Here is a 21,346-nt window from a genome sequence, read left to right on the forward strand (position 1 = left end):
TGTCTTTGATCATGATATGGCTGCTTAGGTGTGAATGTGAATCTGCTCTTCTTGTATGGTCAATCCCAAGCAAACCCGTTCCCTTAAAACAGGGACGGGTTTGCTATTTTTTGAACATGTAATGAATTTTTTAACCGATTATTCCTTTGATTTGAATTTATTCCTTTTACTGTTTTGCTCAATTTAACGAACTGTAATATATTTCTATGTGGAATTATCCATATTTAACAGTTCAAGGAGGTTTTTATGAATTTTGTAAAAAGAAGATGGAAAGGTACTCGAAATGTTTTAGCACTGGTTTTAATGTTAGGCATTATTTTTTCTGGTCATAGTTTCGTACAAGCGGCAGATGATGAGTATACAGATAACGTAATTCCCGTTATGACTGGGGAAACTACACCTTCTGGTCATGCTTCTTCTACCTCCAAACTTTGGGATGCTTTTTATCCATGGAAAGCCTTTGACGGTAATCCTAATACAGCTTGGTATGCTACTGTACTTCCTGGAGCACTAGAATATGAGTTTCCAACTCCCCAAAAAATCGAAAAGTACTCCATTACTTATTGGAATGAGAATACTGCGCCAGCAAATTGGACTTTTGAGGGCTGGGATGGTACAGATTGGGTTCAACTCGATAAGCAAGTAAACATCAAAAATTGGTATACTATCCCATCCAAAAAGCAAGAATTCTCATTTAGTAACGATAACTCCTATATTAAGTACCGCCTCAACATTACAGCATCTGTATTTGCCCAAGGTAACGCTAGCATTATTGCTGAACTGGAGATGTTTGAGAAGAACAATTCTGGCACTGATCCAGGCACCGATCCGGGTACTGATCCAGGTACTGATCCAGGTACTGATCCAGATCCAGAACCAACTGGGGACAATGCACTTCTTGTTATTAAAATGATCAGTGGACTTGAGAAAGAATTTGATTTAACTGCATCCGAAGTAAAGGACTTCATCGACTGGTATAATGGCCGTGCAGACGGACGTGGCAAAGAAACATATATGTTCGATAAGGATTTTAACAAGGGGCCATTTACTTCTAGAAAAGATTATGTAGCATTTAGCAAGATTCAATCCTTTGAAGTGATGGAATATACTAAATAACGCGATGAGGCCCCCCTAAAAATAAGGAGGCCTCTCCACTTTTTACCCAATCAATCCCAAGCAAACCTCTGCTCTTTCTACGGGGCACCGTGCATATACTTGTGTAACCATTAAGTGATTATTAAACAATCAAACCCGTCTCCTTAAAACAGGGACTGGTTTTTACTTTTGAACTCTATAAGAACATCTTAGCTTACTGTTCCTTTATTCCTTTTACTATTTTGCCCAAATCATCTAATTGTATATATATCACCAAGTTGAATTATCCATTTTTAACAGTTCAAGGAGGATCTTATGATTTTTGTAAAGACGTGCAGTAAGCTTATTGTATGTATGGGTCTAATCACTGCCATTTTATTTGCTGGTCAAAGCATTGGTCATGCGGAAGATCATTATACCAATGATTTAGTTCCTAAGATGACGAGTAATAATTCACCAAGCGGTGTAGTACGTTCAAGTAGTATATGGAGCGTGAACAACCACCAACCTTTTAATGTTTTTAATGATTCAGATGCAGACTATGGTTGGTCTAGTGCTCAAAGTACGCTTTATGGATGGGTTTCATATGAGTTCTCTGCTCCAACTAAGATTCAAAAGTATACGATAAAGCCTCGGGTTAATAATACTGATAACCTATTGGAACTCCCTACAGATTGGACTTTCGAGGGTAGGAATGGCACAGATTGGATAATTTTAGATACACGTTCTAACATTAAAGATTGGGTAATGGGTCAAAAAAAGGAATTCACTTTTGATAACGACACTGAGTATCTCGAATATCGCATAAACGTAACAAAGAACAACGGTTCCTCCAAATTTGTCACAATTGGAGAAATGGAAATGATGGCAAAAATTAGTGAATCACCAGAACCAGAGCCCAATCCTGAGCCTAACCCTGAACCTAATCCAACCGGCGACAAAGCTCTACTAGTTATTAAAATGATCAGTGGTCTCGAGAAAGAATTTGAGCTAACTGCACCCGAAGTACAGGACTTCATCGACTGGTACAATGGCCGTGCAGACGGACGTGGCAAAGAAACATATATGTTCGATAAGGACTTTAACAAGGGGCCATTTACTTCTAGAAAAGATTATGTCGCTTTCAGCAAGATTCAATCCTTTGAAGTTATGGAATATATCAAATAATACGCCGAGGCACCTCCTGTAAAACAGGAAGGTGCCTCGCAATTTTATGACGCTTGTTGATGCTGATGGAAAACGAGATAGTGGCTTGAATCCTCCGTGGCAACGGGTTTCCACTATCTCAGCCGGGGGTGCCCTGAGTGAATAGGGGGACGTTCACGGGTCTCCCTTCGGCCGCGAAGAAAATTAAAAAAGCGGACGCCCGTAGAATTCAGACGTCCGCTATCTGCCTAAAGGCCAATGTCTACCTAATTGGGGTCTTATCCAAAAAAAGGATGGGTTATTTTGTAGCCAGCTAAAATAACCCCTTGTTTCACGAAGGATTATACACTTCACACTTTATGGTTTCGTTTCAATGATATCATTGGTGCATTTTCCTAAGCGAATCGATGGCTTGATGTAACATTATTAGAGCCAATACAATATAGGAAAATACTTCCTTTTGATTCTTATATTTTTTAAAAATTAATAATGATACAAGCAATAAAAACACCAAGGTGCATAGAACAAATATGATGGCTACCATATTGACTCACCATCCTTTTTTAAGTATTAGCCTTTATCCTTCCTAAAATAATTATAATCTAAGAACGTGACGCAGAAAAACTACTTAACTGCGGATCGTTTAACTTTGAATTAATTAGTGATTTCAACCCGTAAGGAGTAAATATTTTCCTCCCCATTACCAAATCCTACACTTCCATTTACCGATTATTTTTTACTCACTGAAAACACCGAAAGTGTAAACTTGTGTCACGAAGTGTAAGCTCAATGCAACCTCTGCTCTTTCCATGAATCACCGTACATATCTTTGTGTAACGATTAAGAGGTTAGTAACCAAGAAAACCCGTCTCCTTAAAAAAGGTTTCCTAGAAGGGTGTTTGTACGTTTCGGGAAGAAAACATTACGCATTAAATAAAAAGTGTAAGGTTTTTCCTTACATTACCATTTATAGGAGTTGGTTGAATGCCGATTACCAAACCATTTATGACGTCGCTCAGGTTCACTTCAACGATGGGGGCTGGAACAGGGACTGGAGCAACATTTGCCATTGCCGCAACATCATTTACGAATGATGCAGGTGCTGCTGCTACAGCATTCCCTAGTACGTTTGCTTTTTACAACCTCTACATTAATGGGGTGCTTCAGTCAGGAAATACTTCCACAATTACAACGACAGCGATCACGATTCCTAATGGTGATGCCGAAAATGGCGGAACACCATTGATCGTAGAATTCGTCATCAACTGACAACCAGAAAGTAAATAAGAATTTCCCCAGGAGAGGATACACGCCTGGGGAATATTCCATAAAAGAGTAACATGTCAAGAACATGTTGTAGCCTCAGATTCTTGTACATCTTCATTACTATGAGAAAGGGCTGGAAACCATGCAGCAAAAAACCAGTAAAAGAATAGTAGTGACTCGATCTAATAATCTGAGCACCTGTTACCCAATAATGCCGCCACTCGGGTGCCCTGATATTTTTCCCGGGCAACCTTGCCCGACCTGTCCACCCTGTCTTCCCTGCCCGCCGTGCCCCTGTACGCCTGGACTGCTAACGACAGTAATTTCTCAATACACAACTTTTTCAGATGGTCAAAAAAATGTATATACAAATGCCGACGCCTCCCTACAATTTAGTACTTCCGGAATTCTCGACCCCAGCACCGTATCGATTATCAATCTTTTTATCAACGGCATACTCCAGCCTTCAAATACGTATGTAGTCCAGCCGGGCGTCTTGATGCTTAGTGATATCCCGTTCCAAGGTGTACCTATAATCCTTCAATTTATTCAAATCTCCAATTCCTAATAAACGTGTCTTACATACGGGTAAGGGACTACGAGTACGCTTGGAAGCCTTTCATCTGAGGGGATGGACGGTATCATTTTTCCTTTTAATTGGGACGAAACAAAATATTCCGAGTAGTTACAAGAATCACTTATGTAACTATTTATAGATTATTAATTAAACAAACCCGTCTCCTCAAAATAGGGACGGGTTGTTGATTTTGGTTACTTCTGTGGATTTCGTTCTCTATTTCTTCCCCTCAAACCAAAAAGACCAGCTAATCCAAGCAACCCTATCCATTCCCAGTCTGAATCAGTGTCTACTGCTGTCGTTCTGTACGTGTTGTTATTAATACCCGTGTTAGCGGGTGCCCCATTTCCTGTAACGCCTACACCTGTATTTGGGGTGTTTGTTCCTCCTGTGTTCCCTGCACCTGTACCACCAGTCTCAGCAAATGCAGTTAAACTCATTGTTACAGTTAACATTAAAGCTAACATAATTACCCTCAACTTTTTCACTTGAAGAACCCCCTTGCTGTATTGTCAATCTGAGAATAATTTTTCAGACCGTCGCATTTTTGTTTGCAGGCCTGAAGTGGAACCATGATGTTACTTTGCTCTTAATACGATAATCTTATCCAAGGCAACACTATGCAGACGGAATGAAATCTACAGCTACTTCCTGAAGATAATCGGAAGTAGTAAAATCGCTTGTTACCATGGATTTCTCCACGGGGGAAGGCTATGTTAATTTTGTAATCTTGAAATTGATTTATTGTCCTAAAACTTGAATGGGTATGATTTTGCGCTTTTGCCGAAGTGTAAACTTGTGTCGCTAAGACTAAGCCCATGAAAACAAAAAAGAGGCGGATAATCACCGCCTCTTTTCCCCAATCAATCCCAAGCAAACCTCTGCTCTTTCCAAGGATCTCCATACATATTATACCCATTCTTCTCCCAAAACCCTTGCTTGTCTTTCTCCATAAACTCAATCCCACGCACCCACTTGGCGCTTTTCCAGAAGTAGAGATGCGGGATAACAAAACGCAGCGGCCAGCCGTGCTCTGGGGTCAAATCCTCGCCGTTATGTTTCGTAGCGAACAGGTTGCCGCTTTTCATGAAGTCAACAAGCGGAATGTTCACCGTCCATCCGTGCTCGGCGTGCAGCATGACGTACTTCGCTTCCGGCTTCACCTTAACCAGCTTCAGAACTTCCTCGACCGGAATACCTTCCCATTCATTATCCAGCTTGCTCCAGCCTGTAACGCAATGAATATCGTTGGTCGTGCCGCCTTTTGGCAAAGCCATCATTTGTTCGTAGGTCAGTGTTACTTCTTCTTCGACGAGACCGAAAAGACGAAAGCTCCACTCGGTGGACAGGTCTGTATATTCAGGAACCTCCCCGTAGTGCAGGACAGGAAAACCTGTCGTCTGCTTCTGATTAGGGGGAATACGGTCGCGTTTGGTGTCTGATGATGGATTAATAAACATGTTGTTTCCACTCCCCTCGCTGATCAGTGTTCTCGATTATTTCCCAACCCGCAGCAAGGCGTGATCTACCTTGATGCACATGTCCTGCACAACCTCAATGCCTTGATCGGCAACCAATTTAGCCGCTTCTTCGTTGGCAATGCCTTGTTGCATCCAGAACACTTTTGGCTTGTTCTGCATTTTCAATGCATCCTCGGCAACAGGCATCATGTCTTCGCTGCGACGGAACACATCGACGATGTCGACTGGCTGATCGATTTCAGACAGGCTGGCAACCACTTTTTCACCCAAAACCGTTTCACCCGCGATGACAGGATTGACCGGAATGATCTTGTAGCCCGCGTTCTGCATGGCTTGCGATACCATATAGCTGGTGCGGTCCGGCTTGTTGGACAGACCTACTACTGCGATCGTTTTTGCATCCTCCAGCAGTTGACGGCGTACTTCATTGCTTGGATTTTGTGCCATGTGAAAACACTCCTCTTTTATATTGAAATGAAATATTGAACTACCTTTTATTCACTACGGCTGGAAACAAACTCAACAACGGTGCGGGTCATCGCTCCGGTACCGCCAGCTGGTTGCATGTCGCCAGCACTTGCTGTGTACGCCGTACCCGCGATGTCCAGATGTACCCATGGTGTGTCGCCAACGAATTCTTGCAGGAAAACACCGCCGATGATGCCGTGGCCATAACGTCCACCAGAGTTTTTCAAATCGGCAAAACGGCTCTTGTTCAGGCTGCGGTACTCATCGAAGGTCGGGAGTTGCCACAAACGCTCACCCGCCACGTCTGCTGCGTTCATCAGCTCATCCAACAGTGCTTTGTCGTTGGTCATGGCGCCAGAGCAGAAATGACCGAGTGCGACCACGATACCACCTGTCAAGGTAGCAGCATCCACCAGGCAAGACACTCCTTGCTCTTTTGCATAGGTGATGCAATCAGCCAGTACGAGACGACCTTCTGCATCTGTCGTAATGATCTCTACCGTTTTGCCGCTCATGGTTGTGATGACATCGCCCGGACGGAATGCCGTTCCGGATGGCATGTTTTCCACGGTACCGACGACAGCCAGTACGTTTACTTTTGGTTTAATCTGTCCCAGTGCCTCCAATGCGCCGATCATCGTTGCCGCTCCACCCATGTCCGACTTCATGTCTTCCATGCCTGCTACTGGTTTGATGGAGATCCCACCTGTATCAAATGTCACGCCTTTACCGACCAAGCCAATGACATCGTCCCACGTGTCTCTTCCTTGATATTTGACTGCGACTACATAAGGCTCAAGCTCGCTGCCTTTTGCTACAGAGAGCACTCCGCCCATCCCCAGCTCTTCCAGCTTCGCTTTCTCCATTACTTCCACAGTCATGCCATGTCGCTCTGCTACCTCGACCATCGCATCCTTCAAAGCGCGTGGAGTCAAGTAGTTGGCTGGTTCATTGACGAGTGTACGAGCCAGATTCGTCCCGGATACGAGCGCTGAACCACGTGCAACACCTGCCTGTACCAATGAAGCATCGGCATCTGCTGCCAAAATTTGCACCGTCGCAATTGGGTCAAACTCACGCTTTGCCTTTTGACGGTAGCCCTCGTAGTTGTATTCGGCAAGGCCAAAGGCTTCTGTCACTGCCTGTGCCAAACGATCAGCACTCAGATGCTCTGTTGTAGGCAAATCAATCACCACTGTTTTGCCGTTGCCTTTTCCCACAACCGTTTTGGCTGCACGTCCCCATGCATTTCGGGCTGCGACGAAATCAAATTTTCCTGGTTCACCCATCCCGACGATCACCAGTTTTTTTGCAGCTACGCTGTTCATTCCGTGGACAACCGTAATTTCCTTCGCCTCACCTGTTACTTCTTTGTCCTGCTGCAAGCCACTCAGACTGCCACCAAAAGCTTCGTCCAATTCCGGGTATACTTGCGAAATTTCCTCGCCCTTCCATAGCGGGACAATCAGCTCATCACATGAGATATTCACAAGCTGTATGCGTTTTTCTACTGCTACTTTCATATACTCTTCCCTCTTTCTGTGTGGTAGGATACAATATGGGCACATTTGTTTAACACGATGTGTCGACATATAAGCGCAAGGGTGGAAACGTCATGGCTTTTGCCTCTGTGTAAGAAATGACATCCTTTTCCGGCAACAATTTCTCGCATTCATCTATGTAGCGAAGAACTCTTGTTACGTCTAGTCCCCAATGAACTGGCTGGTAACGAGTCAAATACTTTCGTGCATTGCCTAACATCCAGCGAGCACCTTTTATATTGCCGTACTCTTGGTGATACAGTCCGACTGACAATTGCAGCAATCCTTGCAAAAACTTGTCTGACTTGTCTTCCATCCAGATGTCTTCCAACAGATCGTGGCATTCGTAGTATTCTCCATCATTGAATTTTTCAATGAACTGTAAATACTGCTCGGGATACCCCATGGATGCATGCCTCCGTTTCGAACCTTCCGTCTTCATGGTAACACAGATTGGCAGTGACTTTACATCCAAACAAAAACTTCACGGATTAAGACAACGCCCTTCTGTTACAATAATCCTAGAGATAAGCGCACAGTAGAAAGGAATGGATTTTCCGTGGCGGATTTTTTTGAAAACTTCCCCTTATGGGCAGCACTGCTTGCCATAGGGATCGCCCAATTTATTAAAATTCCCCTCCATTTTTTCGCAACGAAAACGTGGCAATGGTCACTGCTCATGAGTACAGGCGGTATGCCCAGCTCTCACTCTTCTGCCGTGACAGCATTATCGACAGCCGTGGGACTGCGTGAGGGCTTTGGCAGCAACATGTTCGCTATTTCCGCCATTCTCGGTGTGATTGTGATGTTTGATGCCGCAGGTGTCCGCCGCCATGCCGGTATGCAAGCCGTTGTCTTAAATAAGCTGGTCGATGAATTCAACCATCTGTTAGAAGGAATGAAATCATTAAAAGTACGTCCTAGCCAGGAAAAAGCGAAAAAATTGAAAGAACTGCTCGGTCATCAACCAATCGAGGTATTAATCGGCGGTTGGTTAGGCGTCATGATTGCGTTATTGCTCCATCCGTTTTTTTAAAGGAGGGCTCCCATGCGCATTGTTTCCATCTGTCCCAGCAATACCGAAATCCTGTATTATTTAGGCCTGCATGAGCATGTCGTCGGATTGGATGATCACTCTGACTGGCCGCAGGAGTGGCAGCACCTCCCCCGGGTTGGACCCGATTTGACAATCGATATGGACCGGGTCGCTGCCCTCCAGCCGGATCTGGTCGTAGCGTCGCTCTCTGTTCCTGGCATGGAGAATAATATAGAAGCTCTGCGCAACAGAGACATTCCTCATATCATCCTGAATCCTTCTCGGATCGGGGAAATCGCTCATGATATCCGACTCGTCGGTGAGGCGACAGGAACACAGAGGCAAGCCGAGCAGCTTGCGATCCAATTTGACGAAACCATTGAAAGCATCCGACAAAAGGCAGCGACATACGCTCAACGCCCCAAACTGTACTGGGAATGGTGGCCGAATCCCATTTACACACCCGGTCAGGAAAACTGGTTGACGGATGTCAGTGAAATTGCGGGTGCCGTCAATATTTTTGCAGACTATCCTGTCGCAAACGTCAAGGCTACGCGGGAAATGGTCATGGAACGTAATCCGGATCATATTTGCGTCGTCTGGTGCGGAATTGAATTGAAGCGAATCAAGCCTGACATGATCACAAACCGCCCAGAGTGGATCAACATGACCGCGATTCGAAACAATCAGGTCCACTTGTTGGAAGAAGGCCTCTATTGCCGCCCTTCTCCTCGCATTTTGGAAGGACTGGAGAAGCTGGTTGATTTGATTCATACAAAATGACACAAAAAACGTTCAAAGCCTGTGCCTTGAACGTTTTTTCTTTTTTTCTTCCATGCCACCTATGCGGCATCCATTCGTTTTCGTTACTTGCTATTCAATTTGTTGTTGACCGCTGACGGGTTCCGCCATGGCTGCGATTCCTTTTTCATTCAAGCTATTCAGAAAAGCTTCCGTTACTTTGCCTTCACCTTTTTTTACGATATACACATCCACCGATTTTTTCCCCCATTGCGAGAATACGTCCTGCTTGGTCTCGAAATACAGGTCAATCTTGTGGCCGCGAATCGCTCCACCCTTGTCAGCTACGACGCCATATCCGTAACCTGGGATGTACAAAATGGTCCCCAGCGGGAAAACGCGCAAATCAGCTGCAATCGTGGAATAGTCGTCTCTCCGTACTTTCACACCTGAATAGGTAATGCCATAGGACGGGTGAGATGGATTTTTGCCCGTCGACTCGTATCCTGCATAGTAGCCTGTCGCTACTACACGTACTTTTGGATATTGTTCGTGAAATACATCCGCTTTATCAATCACTTGAGTAAGAGAACTGGCAGATACCGTCCGTTTTTTGACGACACGTTGCCCCTCTTTCGTTTCCTTGATTCCAAAAGTGGATGAGACACCGTAGTCTCCCACAACATTATAGCTGTATCCATCGCTTGCGAAGGCCGTCAAGACCAGGATGAACAGCGCGATGATACTTACGAACTGCTTTCCATTCATTTCTTGGTAAACCTCCTCTCGTTTCTAGTCATGTCCCGACGAGGAGGAAAGTATACACAAATTTTGGTTGATTACAGAAATATTCAGTTAGTTGCCCATTTTTCCAATCAAATGCCAAAAGAAAAACAGGCCCGAAACAAAGGCCTGCTTGTACTTGTTTTAAAACATCCGATATCCTTTTTTGCGAAGCGTTTGAATGGTCCAGCCACTCGCCACTGTACCTGCCATGCCGCAGCCGAGAATGAGTGAATCCCAAATTCCCGGAACGATTTGTTGATAGACAAGTGCACCTACGACTACACCAACCCCGATCACAACTGGAAACCATGTTGTTTTCAAAATCATGTTTAAAATAAACCCAATGCCAAACCCTAGCACGGAGAACAGAACAATGGATACCATAAATTGCATCAAGTTCATCGACGAAAAAGACCTCCTGCCACCTTCTCCACCTTTTGCCACCTTTTCAGCAAATACAGGAAAGACGGGCTATTTTCGGTATTAAGTGTAGCAAAAAGGCGAGGGATCGGTCAATACGAGAAGCCTAGCCTATGTGTTGCATGCCTGACAGAAAAAACCGCCGATGCATTTGCTTCGACGGTTTTCTATGCGAGGTTAGTTACTCATATGGATGAGAAGAAACAGCTTCCTTCTGAGCGTCCTGTATACCAGCTCCGTCACAGTTAGGGCAATTCTCCGAGCCCCCCAGGAGCAGTTGGAAATACCCTTGGCCATGGCAGTACGGGCACTGTTCTTGTTTTTGTCTCATGTTGAGCTCCCCTTTCGGCATACATGCGTGAAAATTAATTGCATGTATATTCAGATTATTTAGATGTATCTAACTATATCAGAATCTCCCCTTGGTTCACAATGCAGTTCATTGCGAAAAAACATAAAAAAACCGCAATGTAAGCGGAAACATTGTGGTTTATCTAGCTTATTCGCAGGATTACTTAAAGATTTTATAGGAAGTGTATTGAAAAACGGGATCGATAGCAAATGATTGACCTGTCATTCCCTGCTCCCGTTTGATATAGTCCGGCAATATGATTTTCAAATAAGTCGAAGACAGCGGATCACGAAGCAGTTCTTGTATCGGCATAAATTTCGCCTCCGCAATCTCACCTTCCTGCGGACGTGGTTCTCCCCCTATGTAATCCATCCAAAAAACGACCATGTTGTCGCTAATGGACTCACGAATGACGCCCGAACGAATTCCCGCTACTTGTCGCACGACCGCCTCGATACCCGTTTCTTCCATCACCTCACGCACTGCTGCTTCATCTACAGTCTCGCCCTCCTGCACGAATCCTGCTGGAAACGACCATTGTCCTTTTAGTCCGCTGTACGTTTTTTTGACAACCAATGCTTCTTGCCCGCGAATAACAATCCCGCAAGCGCCTAGCCAAACCTTTCCTTCGCGCATCCAACTCTCTCCTTCCACATCTAGCTAAACGAAACCCCCGGCTCTACTTCGCCGGGGGTACCTATCAATCATCCTCGTCATCTAGGAGCCCATTATCGATCATGTATCGCAGATTTTCCCGATCCCTCTCGCGGCCCTTTTCCTTGAGCCGTTCGATGGCAGGCAGGATGAGAATATCTACTTCACGCTGTACATGCCATGCCAAATCGTGTCGCCCCTGCTCCTCCAGATAAAGGCCCACTTCCATCAAGGCATTGTACCGATCCATCTCTTCGCGGACCATGAGCCCCCGGACTTGAATGCTCGCGTGTCGCATCGTTTTACAGCTTTACTTTCTTCAGTGCGAGACCGACGCCGCCAATTTTGTACAAGTAGCGCAGGTCGCTCGCTTTTTTCATCATGGCTGCTGTGCTGCCGAACAGCTTTTTCGAACCAACTTGCCCGATACCCTCGCCTTTTCCAAGAGAGGCCAATGTCCCTTGCAGATGCGGAATGAATTTTTGTGGAAGATCGCCACGGACCAAGGCAGCGAGATTCTCACCCAGCGTCTCGCCTTCCTGGACCGCGATTTGCGCAGTTGGCGGGTACGGACGTCCTTCTTCGTTGAAAATCAAGGCACAATCTCCTACGACAAAAACATTCTCGTGACCAGGCGCACGCAGGTATTCGTCTACCTTGACGCGACCGCGCATGACTTCGAAGCCTGCTTTTTCCACGATGCTGTTGCCGCGGACACCTGCTGCCCAGATAACGGTCTTTGATTTGATTTCTTCTCCAGTGTTCAACAGTACGCCATCCGGGGTGCACTGCTTGATGGGTGTTCCAATTTTGAACTCGATGCCTTTTCTCTCCAATACATCTATTGCGTATTGGATCAGCTCTGGGTCAAAGCCAGGCAATGCAGTGGGTGCTGCTTCAATGCAGTAGACTTTCACCAGTTCTGGATCGACATCAAATTCCCGGCACAGCTCTGGCAGACGGTCGCCAAGCTCTCCGCAAAACTCAATGCCTGTAAAGCCAGCTCCACCCACAACAAATGTGAGGTAGTCCGTACGATCCGGCTCATTTTTAAATTTGGAGAACATGTATTCAATATGCTCGCGAATATTGCGGACCGCATTGATGCTGCGAATGCTAAACGCATGCTCCTTGAGTCCCTCAATTCCGAACGTTTCCGGCTCGCTGCCCAATCCGATGACGAGATAGTCGTACGACAGCACCTCGCCGTTTTCGAGCGTGACGGTCTGCTCCTCTGGCTGAATGGCTTGCACCGTTCCTTTGACAAAGTTGACTTTGTCCTTGTTCAAAATGCTATCCAAACTGACGCGGGCGTGATCCGCTGGTGCGGTGCCTGCAGCCGGCTCATGCAGCCAAGTCGTGATGTAATGATAGTTGTGCTTGTTGACCAAGGTGATTTCTGCCTCATTGTAGTTGAGCTTTTTCTGAAGCTGCAACGTTGTGAGCAAACCACCGTATCCAGCGCCAAGAATCAGGATTTTGGGTGTACCCATCAGTATCCCTTCCAATCATGTATGATTTCATTGTTCATGGTAACTTAAGGAAGATTGTGCGATTTTTCACGTGGTCTGGTACAAATTAAGATGCCCCAATTCATGATCCGGGTAGTATCGGAATTATTGCCCTGTGATGCCATCCGAACCACTCTGTGAAAAAATGCACAAAGTCAGCCATAGAAAAATGTGACAATTTCTTTACAGTCATCCTCATCTTATCGACAACCGATTGGATTTGCAAGGTTTTTTTGCCTATCATCTTTCGAATTTTTCTCCTGTTTTTCCACTTGTATGGGTTATAATGGTTGAGGAGTTCGCTTACGATTAATTCGGAGGTGCTTTGGATTGAATTTTCTGCAAAAGGACGAGCAAATCTACGACATTACAATCATTGGTGGAGGCCCTGCCGGGTTATTTACCGCTTTTTACGGCGGGATGAGGCAGGCCAGTGTAAAAATCATTGAGAGCATGCCCCAGTTAGGCGGGCAATTATCTGCTCTTTATCCGGAGAAGTACATATATGATGTAGCCGGATTTCCAAAGGTTTTAGCACAAGATTTGATCAATAATCTGAAAGATCAGATTTCCCGCTTTCAGCAGACCATTTGCCTGGAAGAAAAAGTGGAAAATGTCGTAAAAAAAGTAGACGATGTGTTTGAAATTACAACGGACAAAGGCACTCACTACTCCAAATCCGTTATCATCACTGCTGGGGTAGGAGCGTTCGAACCTCGCAGACTGGAACACCCAGATGCCGTCAAATATGAAAAATCCAATCTGCACTATTTTGTTACCGATCTGAACTCCTTCAAGGGACAGCGTGTAGCTGTTATTGGCGGCGGTGATTCCGCTCTGGACTGGTCCCTCATGCTAGAACCTATCGCAAAAGAAGTACACCTCATCCACCGCAGAGACAAGTTCCGCGCACATGAACACAGCGTAGAAATGCTTATGTCCTCCAAAGTAAACGTCACGACACCTTACGAAATTTCAGCTTTGCACGGCGAGGAGCGCATCGAAAAACTCACACTGGCCAATTGCACGACAAAAGAAGAAATCGATCTGGAAGTCGATGCAGTCATTGTCAACTTCGGCTTCATCTCCTCTCTCGGTCCGATCAAGAACTGGGGGCTGGAACTCGAAAAAGGCTCTATCGTAGTAGATACACGCATGGAATCAAACATCCCGGGTATTTTTGCAGCAGGCGATATCGCAACCTACCCCGGTAAGGTCAAGCTGATCGCTGTCGGATTTGGTGAGGCCCCTACCGCTGTAAACAACGCAGTTTCCTACTTTAATCCGGATGCAAAACTGCAGCCTGGTCATTCTTCAAGCATGGACAACTTCAAATCGTAAAAATGTTTCGTCCCTGTTGTTGCCTCCGATGGCTGCGACAGGGATTTTTAATTCCTTGCATAACGGCTTTTGTTGGCGCGCACAGTAGAAGCAACGAGGAGGCGATACGCTTTGAATCATCTCTGTCCAGTCTGCAATGGCTTTACGCCGCTCCAACAAGCGTGTTCAACGTGCGGTCAAGCTATGCAAGATGCAGGCCGACTTTATGACTTTTATGGGAGCTACAGCCCGTACCGGGAGATAGACGATGCCAAGATGGACAACGGTTACCTAGATCGGAAGCGCCACCAATGCATTCATACAGGCTGGTGTCCCTCCTGCCAATCCGAAGAGATGGTCTTTCTGGATGAATGGACCCCCGTTATGCTTGTAACCGATATGGAAAAGGACGCGTACCAGTAAGTTGGTCACGTCCTTTTTTGTTCGAAACGTTATTTTTTCTTCATGGCCAGCTTTTCCGCCATGCGAGAATTGTTTGCTTGCATTTGCTCCAGCATTTGTTGAAGTGACTCCTTAATCTTGGCTGTATCACCAGATTCAATCGCAGAGTCAAAAGCTTCGTGTGTTTTTTTCATTTGCTCGATCCGAGCTTTTCGGGCGTCACGCTCTTCTTTTGGCCCCATGTTTTTGTCTTTCCATTCCTTGAACTGCTTTTCCATCTGTTCGTTGGTGATTTCGCCCTTTTTGACTTTTTCATTCAGCTTATTGATCAGTTGCTTCCGTTCTTCACGCTTCGCCTGCCACTTCGGGTCATCACTCAACGTCTCGAACTCGCTCATTAAACGATCTCGTTCTTTAAACGCTGCCTGCCATTTCCCCACGCTATCCGGTGCATATTTTTCCGCTAGCAAGAGCATGTACATTTTTTGATGAACGCCTCTGTTTGAGCTGTGTCGCACCTTCATGTGCTTCTCCCCATGCTCATCATGGCTGTGAGTCGGCTTGATCACCTGGGCAACTGTTGCAGTCACATCTTGGGCCAACGCGACACCTGGCATGGTGAGACCCATTAGCAACGCTGTTGTCATCATTCCTTGCTTCCACATCTTCATCCTATTCACTCCTTCTAGTAGATAACGTCTATGATTGATCCGTTAAAAAGGACGCAACTCTTCTCTATCCAGCCCCAATAGCTTTACGAGGCCCATTTGCTCCAGATCGCTTTTCGTTTTTTCGGTGCCATACTGATAAATAAGCTGGTAGATGGCCCGCAGGTTGTCATCGTATTCGTCGTTGTCCCGATCCGGCATGTCAGACCATAGCGTATGCCCATGCATCCACATCATGAAATCGCCGTGAACACAGTTATTGAACAGATCGCGCATCATGCCCACTTGTACGTCGGTCGCTTCGATCTCAAAATCGTATGTGGCGGAGCCTTTTTCATCGCGGATTTCTGCCACGGTCGTTCCCGCTTGCAAGGTCACGTAGTAGTGTTTCTTATCCAGTGTCACTCATCTCCTTTTTGGATCGTATCACCGACTTGAAAACTTTTCCTCCTTACCATGTGCAAAAATCGCAAAAACATGTATTTAACAAGCAAAAAAGCCCTCCATCAGGGGAGGACTCTTTCCTGCTTTCAATTTCGCCTGTACGTTATGATCGATCTTCTTTCCGCAAATTATGCCCGGTGTTCTCTCCTGTTTTCGGAGGAGTGCTGCGTGAGCCGGCGGATGCTTCCGTTGGGCGCTTGTCTTTGTTGTTGTGCTTGGACATGTAGTTCCCTCCCTTACTCGATGAGTAGCTGCCCATGTAGTATGTCCCCACCCGTGAAATGAAAAAACACCTTGACCCGCTAAGCAGGCCAAAGTGCTTGTTTGTTGATCTATGCCAATAAGAAAATCGAATTATTTCACGACTAATTTTGCTACCATCTTGGCATGATCTGGTCCACAGATCACGTTGCAAAAGATGGTGTACTCGCCAGCTGTATCGATTTTCATCGTTTTGCTGCCATCTTTCTGGAGGTCTACATCCAGCCCTTGGATACCAATACCGTGAAAGCCTTCTGTCGACTTGAAGTTGATCGTGAACTCTTCGCCTGCTTTTACTTCATAGGTTTCTTGATTGAATTTCCAGTTACTAGCTTCGATATTCACTTGTGTGCCTGTAGTCGCTGCAGTAGTCGCTGCACCCGTGCTAGCAGCTTCCTTGTCTCCACCGCATGCTGTCATCAACATTGCAGACAATGCAACTGAAGAAATCAATAGACCCCACTTCTTGTTCACTTTTGACCCCTTCTTTCTTCTTTTTCTACACTTCCATCTTACTCGATGAGATCAATCCAAAATCTGACATCTTGTGAACGAACAGTGACGAATTGGGGAACGATTGTTGAACATGAGCGTTCATGTTGGATTGATCATGTATACCGTGATCTCTGGAAAGCAATTCAGCCGGATTGGCAGCCTGGAAGTACCTAGTCCGCGACTGATACCAAATACACCAACGGATTGATCCTCTTTTTGCCCGACATGAAAATGCTTGTAGGCGCCAACAGTCCGATTGAACAAGCGAATTTGTCCACCATGGGTATGTCCGCTCAAGAGAAGATCAGCCTTCAAATCCTCGTTGTGAATCAATGAGATTATATTGGGGGAATGGGCCAAAAATATCGTCATGTTCGCCTGCTGGATCTCTTGTTCCGGACGCTGTTCATTGCCGTAAATCGAATTATCGAAGCCATATATCCAAATGCGACGGCCGCCCTTTTCTATCACGGTACTCTCGTTTTCCAACACCTTCATTACCTGCTCCCAGGCCTCTTTTTGCGAATGGTAGGCAGCATCGGAATAGACCTTTTTGTGAAGTCTCCCCGCTTCTCTCTCGTAATTGCCAGGAACGAAGAATATTCCATCCCTGCTCTTTACTTTCGCTAGCTCGCTCAACACACGCGTCAACTGCCCGCTGTGCTGTGTCAAATCTCCCGTGACCATCACCAAATCGGGATCGTGGACATTCACCAGCTTGTGCAGCTCTCCATTCCAAAATCGTATTCGTCCATGAGGATCGGAAAGATGGACCAATGTAAGTGGAGGGACAGAAGGAATTGTCAGCTTCACTGTCGATGTTTTGACGTAAGTCGTATGGTAGGCGAGAAAGATTATTCCCACCAGGATACACATAATTGTCGTTGTCATCATTTTCGGAACAATCCTCGCTTTCTTCCGTCTTATGGTTTAGAGGAGTGGATCAGTGATGATTTTGAGGAACACTCAAGGTATTCTTACCGTTTTCTCGTTCATGCTTCTTTTCACCTTTTTCGTCCAACCTTTTCCTGCGTCTGCCTGTAGTTGTGCCAGACCTCCTGACCCTTTAACAGCAAAAGATCAGTCTGCTGCTGTATTTACAGGCAAGGTGCTCCAGGTAAATGAGCGAACAGACTGGCTTCGTTGGCTCCCCTTTTGGGATAAACCAGAGCGGGGAGGCTTTGATGTTATTTTCGAGGTGCAGTCCACGTGGAAAGGAGTAGATCAGACACAAGTTCAGATCGTCACCAGCGGCCTTGGAGGTGCATGCGGCATTCCTTTTCAACCGGGTCAAGAATATCTTGTCTATGCCTCTTATTGGGAGCTAAATGAGCTAGAAACCAATATCTGTACACGAACAGCCCTCAAAGCGGATGCAGGAGAAGACTTGCAAGCATTGGGGTCTGGTACAGTGCCTGTCCGTTCAGCAAATCTCGATTGGAATAATTATTTATCCACTGGAATTGTCATCATCATCGCAGGAGGAATCTTGTTCTATCTCTTTTTGTTTCAAACAAAACGGAGACGATAACTCCATCGTCTCCGTCCTCTAAATTCATTTCAGATAAGCTTTTGCCCGGTACTCCGAGAGATTAAAGGATTGCCAGGTATTGTCCTCATACAAAATCTCTTTCCGCTCTTGCAGCATCTCTATAAACCTTTCTTCTACCTTTCTATCCCGAACAAGCTCCATAACTACTGGTATGGCATCATAAGACAGCTCGCTCAAATACTCGATGTCGATATGTCCAGTAGCATGATAGCGCTGTACATTGTTTTTGGCGATAATGACGTCCATATTCATGTAATTCAGAATAACGTAACTCACGAGTGTCACAATCGCGTAATACTTGATCAAGGAGAAACCGTCTCTCCAAATTTTCAAAAGAGCAATGATAAACAACACAAACAGAAAGATCATGAAAACGTGAGCTAACAGCCGCGTATGCGTATACCCGTAAGCATCCTCATACAGCGAGAGGCGAAAATAGGCGGACACAAGCATGAAGCCCGTACAAATCGTCAGCATACTCAGCAGAATTTGAATGATCTGGTAGAGCATTGGCTTTGCCCGTGATGCAAAGTGCATCGTACATAGGAGAATCAAGAAATTAATGACAGTGACGGTCACCAGCTCATTGAATCCATTTCTAGCATACTCGGCGTACGTCAATTCATCTGGTAAAACTCGCTTCGCCCCGATGAACAAATACGATATCTGAATGTATGTAAACGCTGTATACACAATATTGATGATCGCCAGAATCGTTACAAGGATAACTCCATCCCAGACAATCTTTTTGTCATGTACCGGCAGTTCCACTACTTCTTCTCGTTTCCCGAAAAGAGAATACATGTAAGCAAACACAAGGATCGTAATGAGCCCGATTAGCATCATTCGAAAGATTGCTTCAAGTGAATCGACATCAATCACTCTTCGCGGGATTTGCCCCAGAAAATGTCCAAACACACTATCCGCATTCGAAAGCAAGGAGAGTACAATCACCAGAAGAGGCACCGAAATGGCGATTCCGATGAAAACCTTCTTCATTACGCCATACTTCTCCTGGTCCACCCTGTCCTTGATCCGTTCCTTTGTCAGCCTAAATGGCAGGCGCGTATACTTCGGGGTGTAAAGGAGCAATGTCTCCACCATCTCCATGAAAAAGCCTGCTTCGTACCATTTCGCTTGATGACGCTTGGTGATTAGAATCGTTTGGATCACAAATAAAAACGGAATCAGTACCAGGTTGAACAGATGAAAATGAGGATTGGAAAATAGAAAAAAGGTTAGCGCCAGTAGAAAAATCGGAAGCGTCCATATCCAGTCGAATACTTGCTTTCGAGAAAAGCGTAAATGAATGCGTTGCCTAGCCTGCCAAATAAAAAGACCGTACAGGCCCATTACGAACAACAGATAAGAGATGCCAAAGCCTTTCCCGTAAAACATCCAGTCAAACAGTATGCCGATCCCAAATGCCCCTAGCAAAAGCCACTGCAAGCCTTTTTGTTCTTGCGTAACATCAGCCAAGCTCTTCACTCCTTACGACTTTTTGCCCCCAAAAATAACGTAAGAGCAGACTCCATAAAAGAGCTGCTCTTGTAAGTACGTGCGTAATTGGTTAAATGTTACAATTTTTACCCAAACTGTTTTTACTTTAAATTCTCGGCAATCAACAGCAATTCTTTTTTCGTCAACGCTGGATTCATGGCACCCACTTCAATGAGCCTGTTTTTGTCCTCTTGATAAACCTTTACAAGTTTTTGTTCGGTTCCATCCAATAGCTTCTGAGCTACATACATTCCCTCATATTTCTGGACTTTCACTTTTTCTACAATTGCATCCTCTCCTGCTGCTTCTTCGATCCATTTCACACCTTCAAAGTTCGTGATGGCAATGTACACGTCCCCGTCCGTCCCTGCTCCTTCACTCCCTTTGTACAACGTAAAGACTCTATTTATTGTCGGCTTAGGAGATACTTTTCGCATGACGATTTGTTTCTTGTCCTTCTCCGCCTCCTTGTGCATTTCTGCGAATAATTCTGGTTGGCTATAATCAAATGGATACTCGACATGTCCTTTTAAGAATTTGTAGCCACCCGCTATCTCTGCTGGTACCTCATAAAAGCTGCCCACTTCTTTCTGCAACGGTGGTGTGGCCAAATGTTCAACAGGAATATATGTGAAGGAAACACGTTTTTTCGGATTGTCCGGTCCAGGTATATAAATAGCTGCCCCTTCTCCTTGCTTAAGCGAGTTTCGTGCGTCTTCAAAAGTTTTCATTGTTTCAGCGCTGCTTTTTTCCTGTGGAGTCGTAGTCTGCTCCACTTTCACTACTGCTTCCCCTTTTTCATTCTTCAATTCGTATACCTTCATGGCTGCATATGCAGATGTTCCTCCAAATACAAGAATAGCAGCGACCAGTAATCCCAATCTTTTTTTCATCTGTTTTCCCTCCGATATATTTTTTCGTTCCTTGATTTTTTGAAGGACTTGATCCTTGACATCGAAATCATCGGCGGCTGCAAGTAACTGCTGTTTCCATTCATCGGGTTGCTGAGATCGAGTCATGTCTATCACCGCCTTCACTCACGAGCATGTAAGATTTACATTTTTTCAATGCACGCTCATACTGTTTTCGCAGCGTAGCTGGCTTTGTATCGAACAACAAGGCCAGCTCGTCGTAGCTGCGTTCTTCCACCACCCGCAAGATCAGGAGATTCCGCTCCTTTACGGATAGCTTTGATATCGCTACATGAAGAGGGTTGTTCAAGTACTCGGTATCTTCTATCTTCTTTTCACCCTCATGGCGACTAACCGTCTGAATTCCCGCTCGCAAAAAAGTGACCACGCGATTGAGCTTCGCCCTGTTTAACAAGTTCAAGCAATGATGATACGCGATCTTATACATCCATGCTGAGAAAGAAACGTTGTGTCGATAGCTGTCCAACTGCTCGAATGCCTTCAAGAAAACCTCCTGGACAGCATCCTCCGCTTCCTGTCGGTGTCCCAGCATGTGATAGCAATACACGAACAACGGCTTTTGCATCGCATCGATGATCAAACCAAATTGGTCGATATCCCCGGATCTGACCTCCTTTAGCACTTGCTCCATTTCCCTATGATCCAAGCCCTCTCACCTCCGATTCGCACGTATAACAAACAAAGGCGTCATTTTGTGA

The 21,346-nt window shown here is 45.4% G+C and carries 27 protein-coding genes; 9 read left to right on the forward strand and 18 right to left on the reverse strand.

The window, feature by feature from the left end; genetic code table 11:
* Positions 1 to 246: 246 nt before the first annotated feature.
* The 4 genes from HP567_RS26360 to HP567_RS26375 all read left to right on the forward strand — a co-directional run bounded on the left by HP567_RS26360 (position 247) and on the right by HP567_RS26375 (position 4,075).
* Complete coding sequence (locus HP567_RS26360) at positions 247 to 1,116, forward strand: discoidin domain-containing protein (RefSeq protein ID WP_229088152.1); 870 nt, start codon at positions 247 to 249, stop codon at positions 1,114 to 1,116.
* Positions 1,117 to 1,410: 294 nt separating this feature from the next.
* Entirely contained in the window at positions 1,411 to 2,262 is an 852-nt protein-coding gene (locus HP567_RS26365) for a discoidin domain-containing protein (RefSeq protein WP_229088154.1), read from the forward strand.
* 963 nt (positions 2,263 to 3,225) lie between these two features.
* Positions 3,226 to 3,510, forward strand: coding sequence for a DUF4183 domain-containing protein (locus tag HP567_RS26370; protein ID WP_173610086.1), 285 nt, complete (start codon positions 3,226 to 3,228; stop codon positions 3,508 to 3,510).
* Positions 3,511 to 3,718: 208 nt separating this feature from the next.
* Entirely contained in the window at positions 3,719 to 4,075 is a 357-nt protein-coding gene (locus HP567_RS26375; RefSeq protein ID WP_229088247.1) for a DUF4183 domain-containing protein, read from the forward strand.
* Positions 4,076 to 4,278: 203 nt separating this feature from the next.
* Here HP567_RS26375 and HP567_RS26380 read toward each other — a convergent pair whose 3' ends face one another.
* The 5 genes from HP567_RS26380 to HP567_RS26400 all read right to left on the reverse strand — a co-directional run bounded on the left by HP567_RS26380 (position 4,279) and on the right by HP567_RS26400 (position 7,980).
* Complete coding sequence (locus HP567_RS26380) at positions 4,279 to 4,572, reverse strand: WGxxGxxG family protein (protein WP_173610084.1); 294 nt, start codon at positions 4,570 to 4,572, stop codon at positions 4,279 to 4,281.
* Between the two features lie 375 nt (positions 4,573 to 4,947).
* Entirely contained in the window at positions 4,948 to 5,544 is a 597-nt protein-coding gene (locus HP567_RS26385) for a sulfite oxidase-like oxidoreductase (protein ID WP_047074928.1), read from the reverse strand.
* Positions 5,545 to 5,580: 36 nt separating this feature from the next.
* Positions 5,581 to 6,012, reverse strand: a complete 432-nt coding sequence (locus HP567_RS26390; RefSeq protein ID WP_173610083.1) for a CoA-binding protein — start codon at positions 6,010 to 6,012, stop codon at positions 5,581 to 5,583.
* 47 nt (positions 6,013 to 6,059) lie between these two features.
* Positions 6,060 to 7,556, reverse strand: a complete 1,497-nt coding sequence (locus HP567_RS26395; protein ID WP_173610082.1) for a leucyl aminopeptidase — start codon at positions 7,554 to 7,556, stop codon at positions 6,060 to 6,062.
* 49 nt (positions 7,557 to 7,605) lie between these two features.
* Positions 7,606 to 7,980, reverse strand: coding sequence for a DUF309 domain-containing protein (locus HP567_RS26400; protein WP_017251328.1), 375 nt, complete (start codon positions 7,978 to 7,980; stop codon positions 7,606 to 7,608).
* Between the two features lie 153 nt (positions 7,981 to 8,133).
* Here HP567_RS26400 and HP567_RS26405 point away from each other — a divergent pair, with 153 nt between their 5' ends.
* Together HP567_RS26405 and HP567_RS26410 are read left to right on the forward strand one after the other, a co-directional pair.
* Positions 8,134 to 8,610 carry a divergent PAP2 family protein gene (locus tag HP567_RS26405; protein ID WP_015892987.1) on the forward strand — a complete coding sequence of 159 codons (477 nt, stop codon included), beginning with the start codon at positions 8,134 to 8,136 and terminating at the stop codon, positions 8,608 to 8,610.
* Between the two features lie 12 nt (positions 8,611 to 8,622).
* On the forward strand, positions 8,623 to 9,393 hold the full coding sequence (locus tag HP567_RS26410; RefSeq protein WP_173610081.1) for a cobalamin-binding protein: 771 nt from the start codon (positions 8,623 to 8,625) through the stop codon (positions 9,391 to 9,393).
* A 90-nt stretch (positions 9,394 to 9,483) separates the two neighbouring features.
* Here HP567_RS26410 and HP567_RS26415 read toward each other — a convergent pair whose 3' ends face one another.
* The 6 genes from HP567_RS26415 to HP567_RS26440 all read right to left on the reverse strand — a co-directional run bounded on the left by HP567_RS26415 (position 9,484) and on the right by HP567_RS26440 (position 13,056).
* The gene (locus HP567_RS26415) at positions 9,484 to 10,119 is read right to left on the reverse strand and encodes a 3D domain-containing protein (RefSeq protein ID WP_173610080.1); all 636 of its coding nucleotides are present in this window, start codon (positions 10,117 to 10,119) and stop codon (positions 9,484 to 9,486) included.
* Between the two features lie 159 nt (positions 10,120 to 10,278).
* Positions 10,279 to 10,539, reverse strand: coding sequence for a YuiB family protein (locus HP567_RS26420; RefSeq protein WP_017251331.1), 261 nt, complete (start codon positions 10,537 to 10,539; stop codon positions 10,279 to 10,281).
* A gap of 199 nt (positions 10,540 to 10,738) precedes the next feature.
* A complete protein-coding gene (locus HP567_RS26425; protein ID WP_173610079.1) occupies positions 10,739 to 10,909 on the reverse strand; it encodes a YuiA family protein in 171 nt (56 codons plus the stop codon).
* 159 nt (positions 10,910 to 11,068) lie between these two features.
* Positions 11,069 to 11,545, reverse strand: a complete 477-nt coding sequence (locus HP567_RS26430; protein ID WP_173610078.1) for an NUDIX domain-containing protein — start codon at positions 11,543 to 11,545, stop codon at positions 11,069 to 11,071.
* Positions 11,546 to 11,609: 64 nt separating this feature from the next.
* Positions 11,610 to 11,861, reverse strand: a complete 252-nt coding sequence (locus HP567_RS26435; protein ID WP_173610077.1) for a hypothetical protein — start codon at positions 11,859 to 11,861, stop codon at positions 11,610 to 11,612.
* Positions 11,862 to 11,865: 4 nt separating this feature from the next.
* A complete protein-coding gene (locus tag HP567_RS26440) occupies positions 11,866 to 13,056 on the reverse strand; it encodes an NAD(P)/FAD-dependent oxidoreductase (protein ID WP_173610076.1) in 1,191 nt (396 codons plus the stop codon).
* Positions 13,057 to 13,404: 348 nt separating this feature from the next.
* Between HP567_RS26440 and HP567_RS26445 the strand changes: the two genes are divergently transcribed.
* Together HP567_RS26445 and HP567_RS26450 are read left to right on the forward strand one after the other, a co-directional pair.
* Complete coding sequence (locus tag HP567_RS26445; protein WP_173610075.1) at positions 13,405 to 14,415, forward strand: NAD(P)/FAD-dependent oxidoreductase; 1,011 nt, start codon at positions 13,405 to 13,407, stop codon at positions 14,413 to 14,415.
* 111 nt (positions 14,416 to 14,526) lie between these two features.
* On the forward strand, positions 14,527 to 14,817 hold the full coding sequence (locus HP567_RS26450; RefSeq protein WP_173610074.1) for a hypothetical protein: 291 nt from the start codon (positions 14,527 to 14,529) through the stop codon (positions 14,815 to 14,817).
* A gap of 29 nt (positions 14,818 to 14,846) precedes the next feature.
* Here HP567_RS26450 and HP567_RS26455 read toward each other — a convergent pair whose 3' ends face one another.
* The 4 genes from HP567_RS26455 to HP567_RS26470 form a co-directional block, all read right to left on the reverse strand.
* A complete protein-coding gene (locus HP567_RS26455) occupies positions 14,847 to 15,467 on the reverse strand; it encodes a hypothetical protein (RefSeq protein ID WP_173610073.1) in 621 nt (206 codons plus the stop codon).
* A 42-nt stretch (positions 15,468 to 15,509) separates the two neighbouring features.
* Positions 15,510 to 15,869 (reverse strand): hypothetical protein, encoded by a 360-nt coding sequence (locus HP567_RS26460; protein ID WP_007716752.1) that lies wholly within the window; start codon positions 15,867 to 15,869, stop codon positions 15,510 to 15,512.
* A gap of 393 nt (positions 15,870 to 16,262) precedes the next feature.
* Entirely contained in the window at positions 16,263 to 16,643 is a 381-nt protein-coding gene (locus HP567_RS26465) for a cupredoxin domain-containing protein (protein ID WP_173610072.1), read from the reverse strand.
* Between the two features lie 120 nt (positions 16,644 to 16,763).
* Positions 16,764 to 17,558 (reverse strand): metallophosphoesterase, encoded by a 795-nt coding sequence (locus HP567_RS26470; protein ID WP_173610071.1) that lies wholly within the window; start codon positions 17,556 to 17,558, stop codon positions 16,764 to 16,766.
* Positions 17,559 to 17,613: 55 nt separating this feature from the next.
* On the opposite strand from HP567_RS26470, the gene HP567_RS26475 reads away from it, so the two are divergent.
* Positions 17,614 to 18,195 (forward strand): hypothetical protein, encoded by a 582-nt coding sequence (locus tag HP567_RS26475; protein WP_217367104.1) that lies wholly within the window; start codon positions 17,614 to 17,616, stop codon positions 18,193 to 18,195.
* A 24-nt stretch (positions 18,196 to 18,219) separates the two neighbouring features.
* On the opposite strand, the gene HP567_RS26480 is transcribed toward HP567_RS26475, so the two are convergent.
* The 3 genes from HP567_RS26480 to HP567_RS26490 form a co-directional block, all read right to left on the reverse strand.
* Positions 18,220 to 19,695, reverse strand: a complete 1,476-nt coding sequence (locus HP567_RS26480) for a DUF4153 domain-containing protein (protein WP_173610069.1) — start codon at positions 19,693 to 19,695, stop codon at positions 18,220 to 18,222.
* Between the two features lie 122 nt (positions 19,696 to 19,817).
* Positions 19,818 to 20,735 (reverse strand): hypothetical protein, encoded by a 918-nt coding sequence (locus tag HP567_RS26485; RefSeq protein WP_173610068.1) that lies wholly within the window; start codon positions 20,733 to 20,735, stop codon positions 19,818 to 19,820.
* Positions 20,710 to 21,294 carry an RNA polymerase sigma factor gene (locus tag HP567_RS26490; protein WP_173610067.1) on the reverse strand — a complete coding sequence of 195 codons (585 nt, stop codon included), beginning with the start codon at positions 21,292 to 21,294 and terminating at the stop codon, positions 20,710 to 20,712. The genes HP567_RS26485 and HP567_RS26490 overlap by 26 nt, the downstream gene beginning before the upstream one ends.
* Positions 21,295 to 21,346: the final 52 nt, after the last annotated feature.

Origin of the sequence: Brevibacillus sp. M2.1A (assembly GCF_013284355.2) — a bacterium.
In the GTDB taxonomy this organism is placed as follows: domain Bacteria; phylum Bacillota; class Bacilli; order Brevibacillales; family Brevibacillaceae; genus Brevibacillus.

Bases quoted from the DNA above. Each gene is read 5' to 3' on its own strand.
- HP567_RS26360 (WP_229088152.1), top strand. From the start codon at position 247: ATGAATTTTGTAAAAAGAAGATGGAAAGGTACTCGAAATGTTTTAGCA.
- HP567_RS26365 (WP_229088154.1), top strand. From the start codon at position 1,411: ATGATTTTTGTAAAGACGTGCAGTAAGCTTATTGTATGTATGGGTCTA.
- HP567_RS26370 (WP_173610086.1), top strand. From the start codon at position 3,226: ATGCCGATTACCAAACCATTTATGACGTCGCTCAGGTTCACTTCAACG.
- HP567_RS26375 (WP_229088247.1), top strand. From the start codon at position 3,719: ATGCCGCCACTCGGGTGCCCTGATATTTTTCCCGGGCAACCTTGCCCG.
- HP567_RS26385 (WP_047074928.1), bottom strand. From the start codon at position 5,544: ATGTTTATTAATCCATCATCAGACACCAAACGCGACCGTATTCCCCCT.
- HP567_RS26390 (WP_173610083.1), bottom strand. From the start codon at position 6,012: ATGGCACAAAATCCAAGCAATGAAGTACGCCGTCAACTGCTGGAGGAT.
- HP567_RS26395 (WP_173610082.1), bottom strand. From the start codon at position 7,556: ATGAAAGTAGCAGTAGAAAAACGCATACAGCTTGTGAATATCTCATGT.
- HP567_RS26400 (WP_017251328.1), bottom strand. From the start codon at position 7,980: ATGGGGTATCCCGAGCAGTATTTACAGTTCATTGAAAAATTCAATGAT.
- HP567_RS26410 (WP_173610081.1), top strand. From the start codon at position 8,623: ATGCGCATTGTTTCCATCTGTCCCAGCAATACCGAAATCCTGTATTAT.
- HP567_RS26415 (WP_173610080.1), bottom strand. From the start codon at position 10,119: ATGAATGGAAAGCAGTTCGTAAGTATCATCGCGCTGTTCATCCTGGTC.
- HP567_RS26420 (WP_017251331.1), bottom strand. From the start codon at position 10,539: ATGAACTTGATGCAATTTATGGTATCCATTGTTCTGTTCTCCGTGCTA.
- HP567_RS26425 (WP_173610079.1), bottom strand. From the start codon at position 10,909: ATGCCGAAAGGGGAGCTCAACATGAGACAAAAACAAGAACAGTGCCCG.
- HP567_RS26430 (WP_173610078.1), bottom strand. From the start codon at position 11,545: ATGCGCGAAGGAAAGGTTTGGCTAGGCGCTTGCGGGATTGTTATTCGC.
- HP567_RS26435 (WP_173610077.1), bottom strand. From the start codon at position 11,861: ATGCGACACGCGAGCATTCAAGTCCGGGGGCTCATGGTCCGCGAAGAG.
- HP567_RS26440 (WP_173610076.1), bottom strand. From the start codon at position 13,056: ATGGGTACACCCAAAATCCTGATTCTTGGCGCTGGATACGGTGGTTTG.
- HP567_RS26455 (WP_173610073.1), bottom strand. From the start codon at position 15,467: ATGAAGATGTGGAAGCAAGGAATGATGACAACAGCGTTGCTAATGGGT.
- HP567_RS26470 (WP_173610071.1), bottom strand. From the start codon at position 17,558: ATGATGACAACGACAATTATGTGTATCCTGGTGGGAATAATCTTTCTC.
- HP567_RS26475 (WP_217367104.1), top strand. From the start codon at position 17,614: ATGATTTTGAGGAACACTCAAGGTATTCTTACCGTTTTCTCGTTCATG.
- HP567_RS26485 (WP_173610068.1), bottom strand. From the start codon at position 20,735: ATGACTCGATCTCAGCAACCCGATGAATGGAAACAGCAGTTACTTGCA.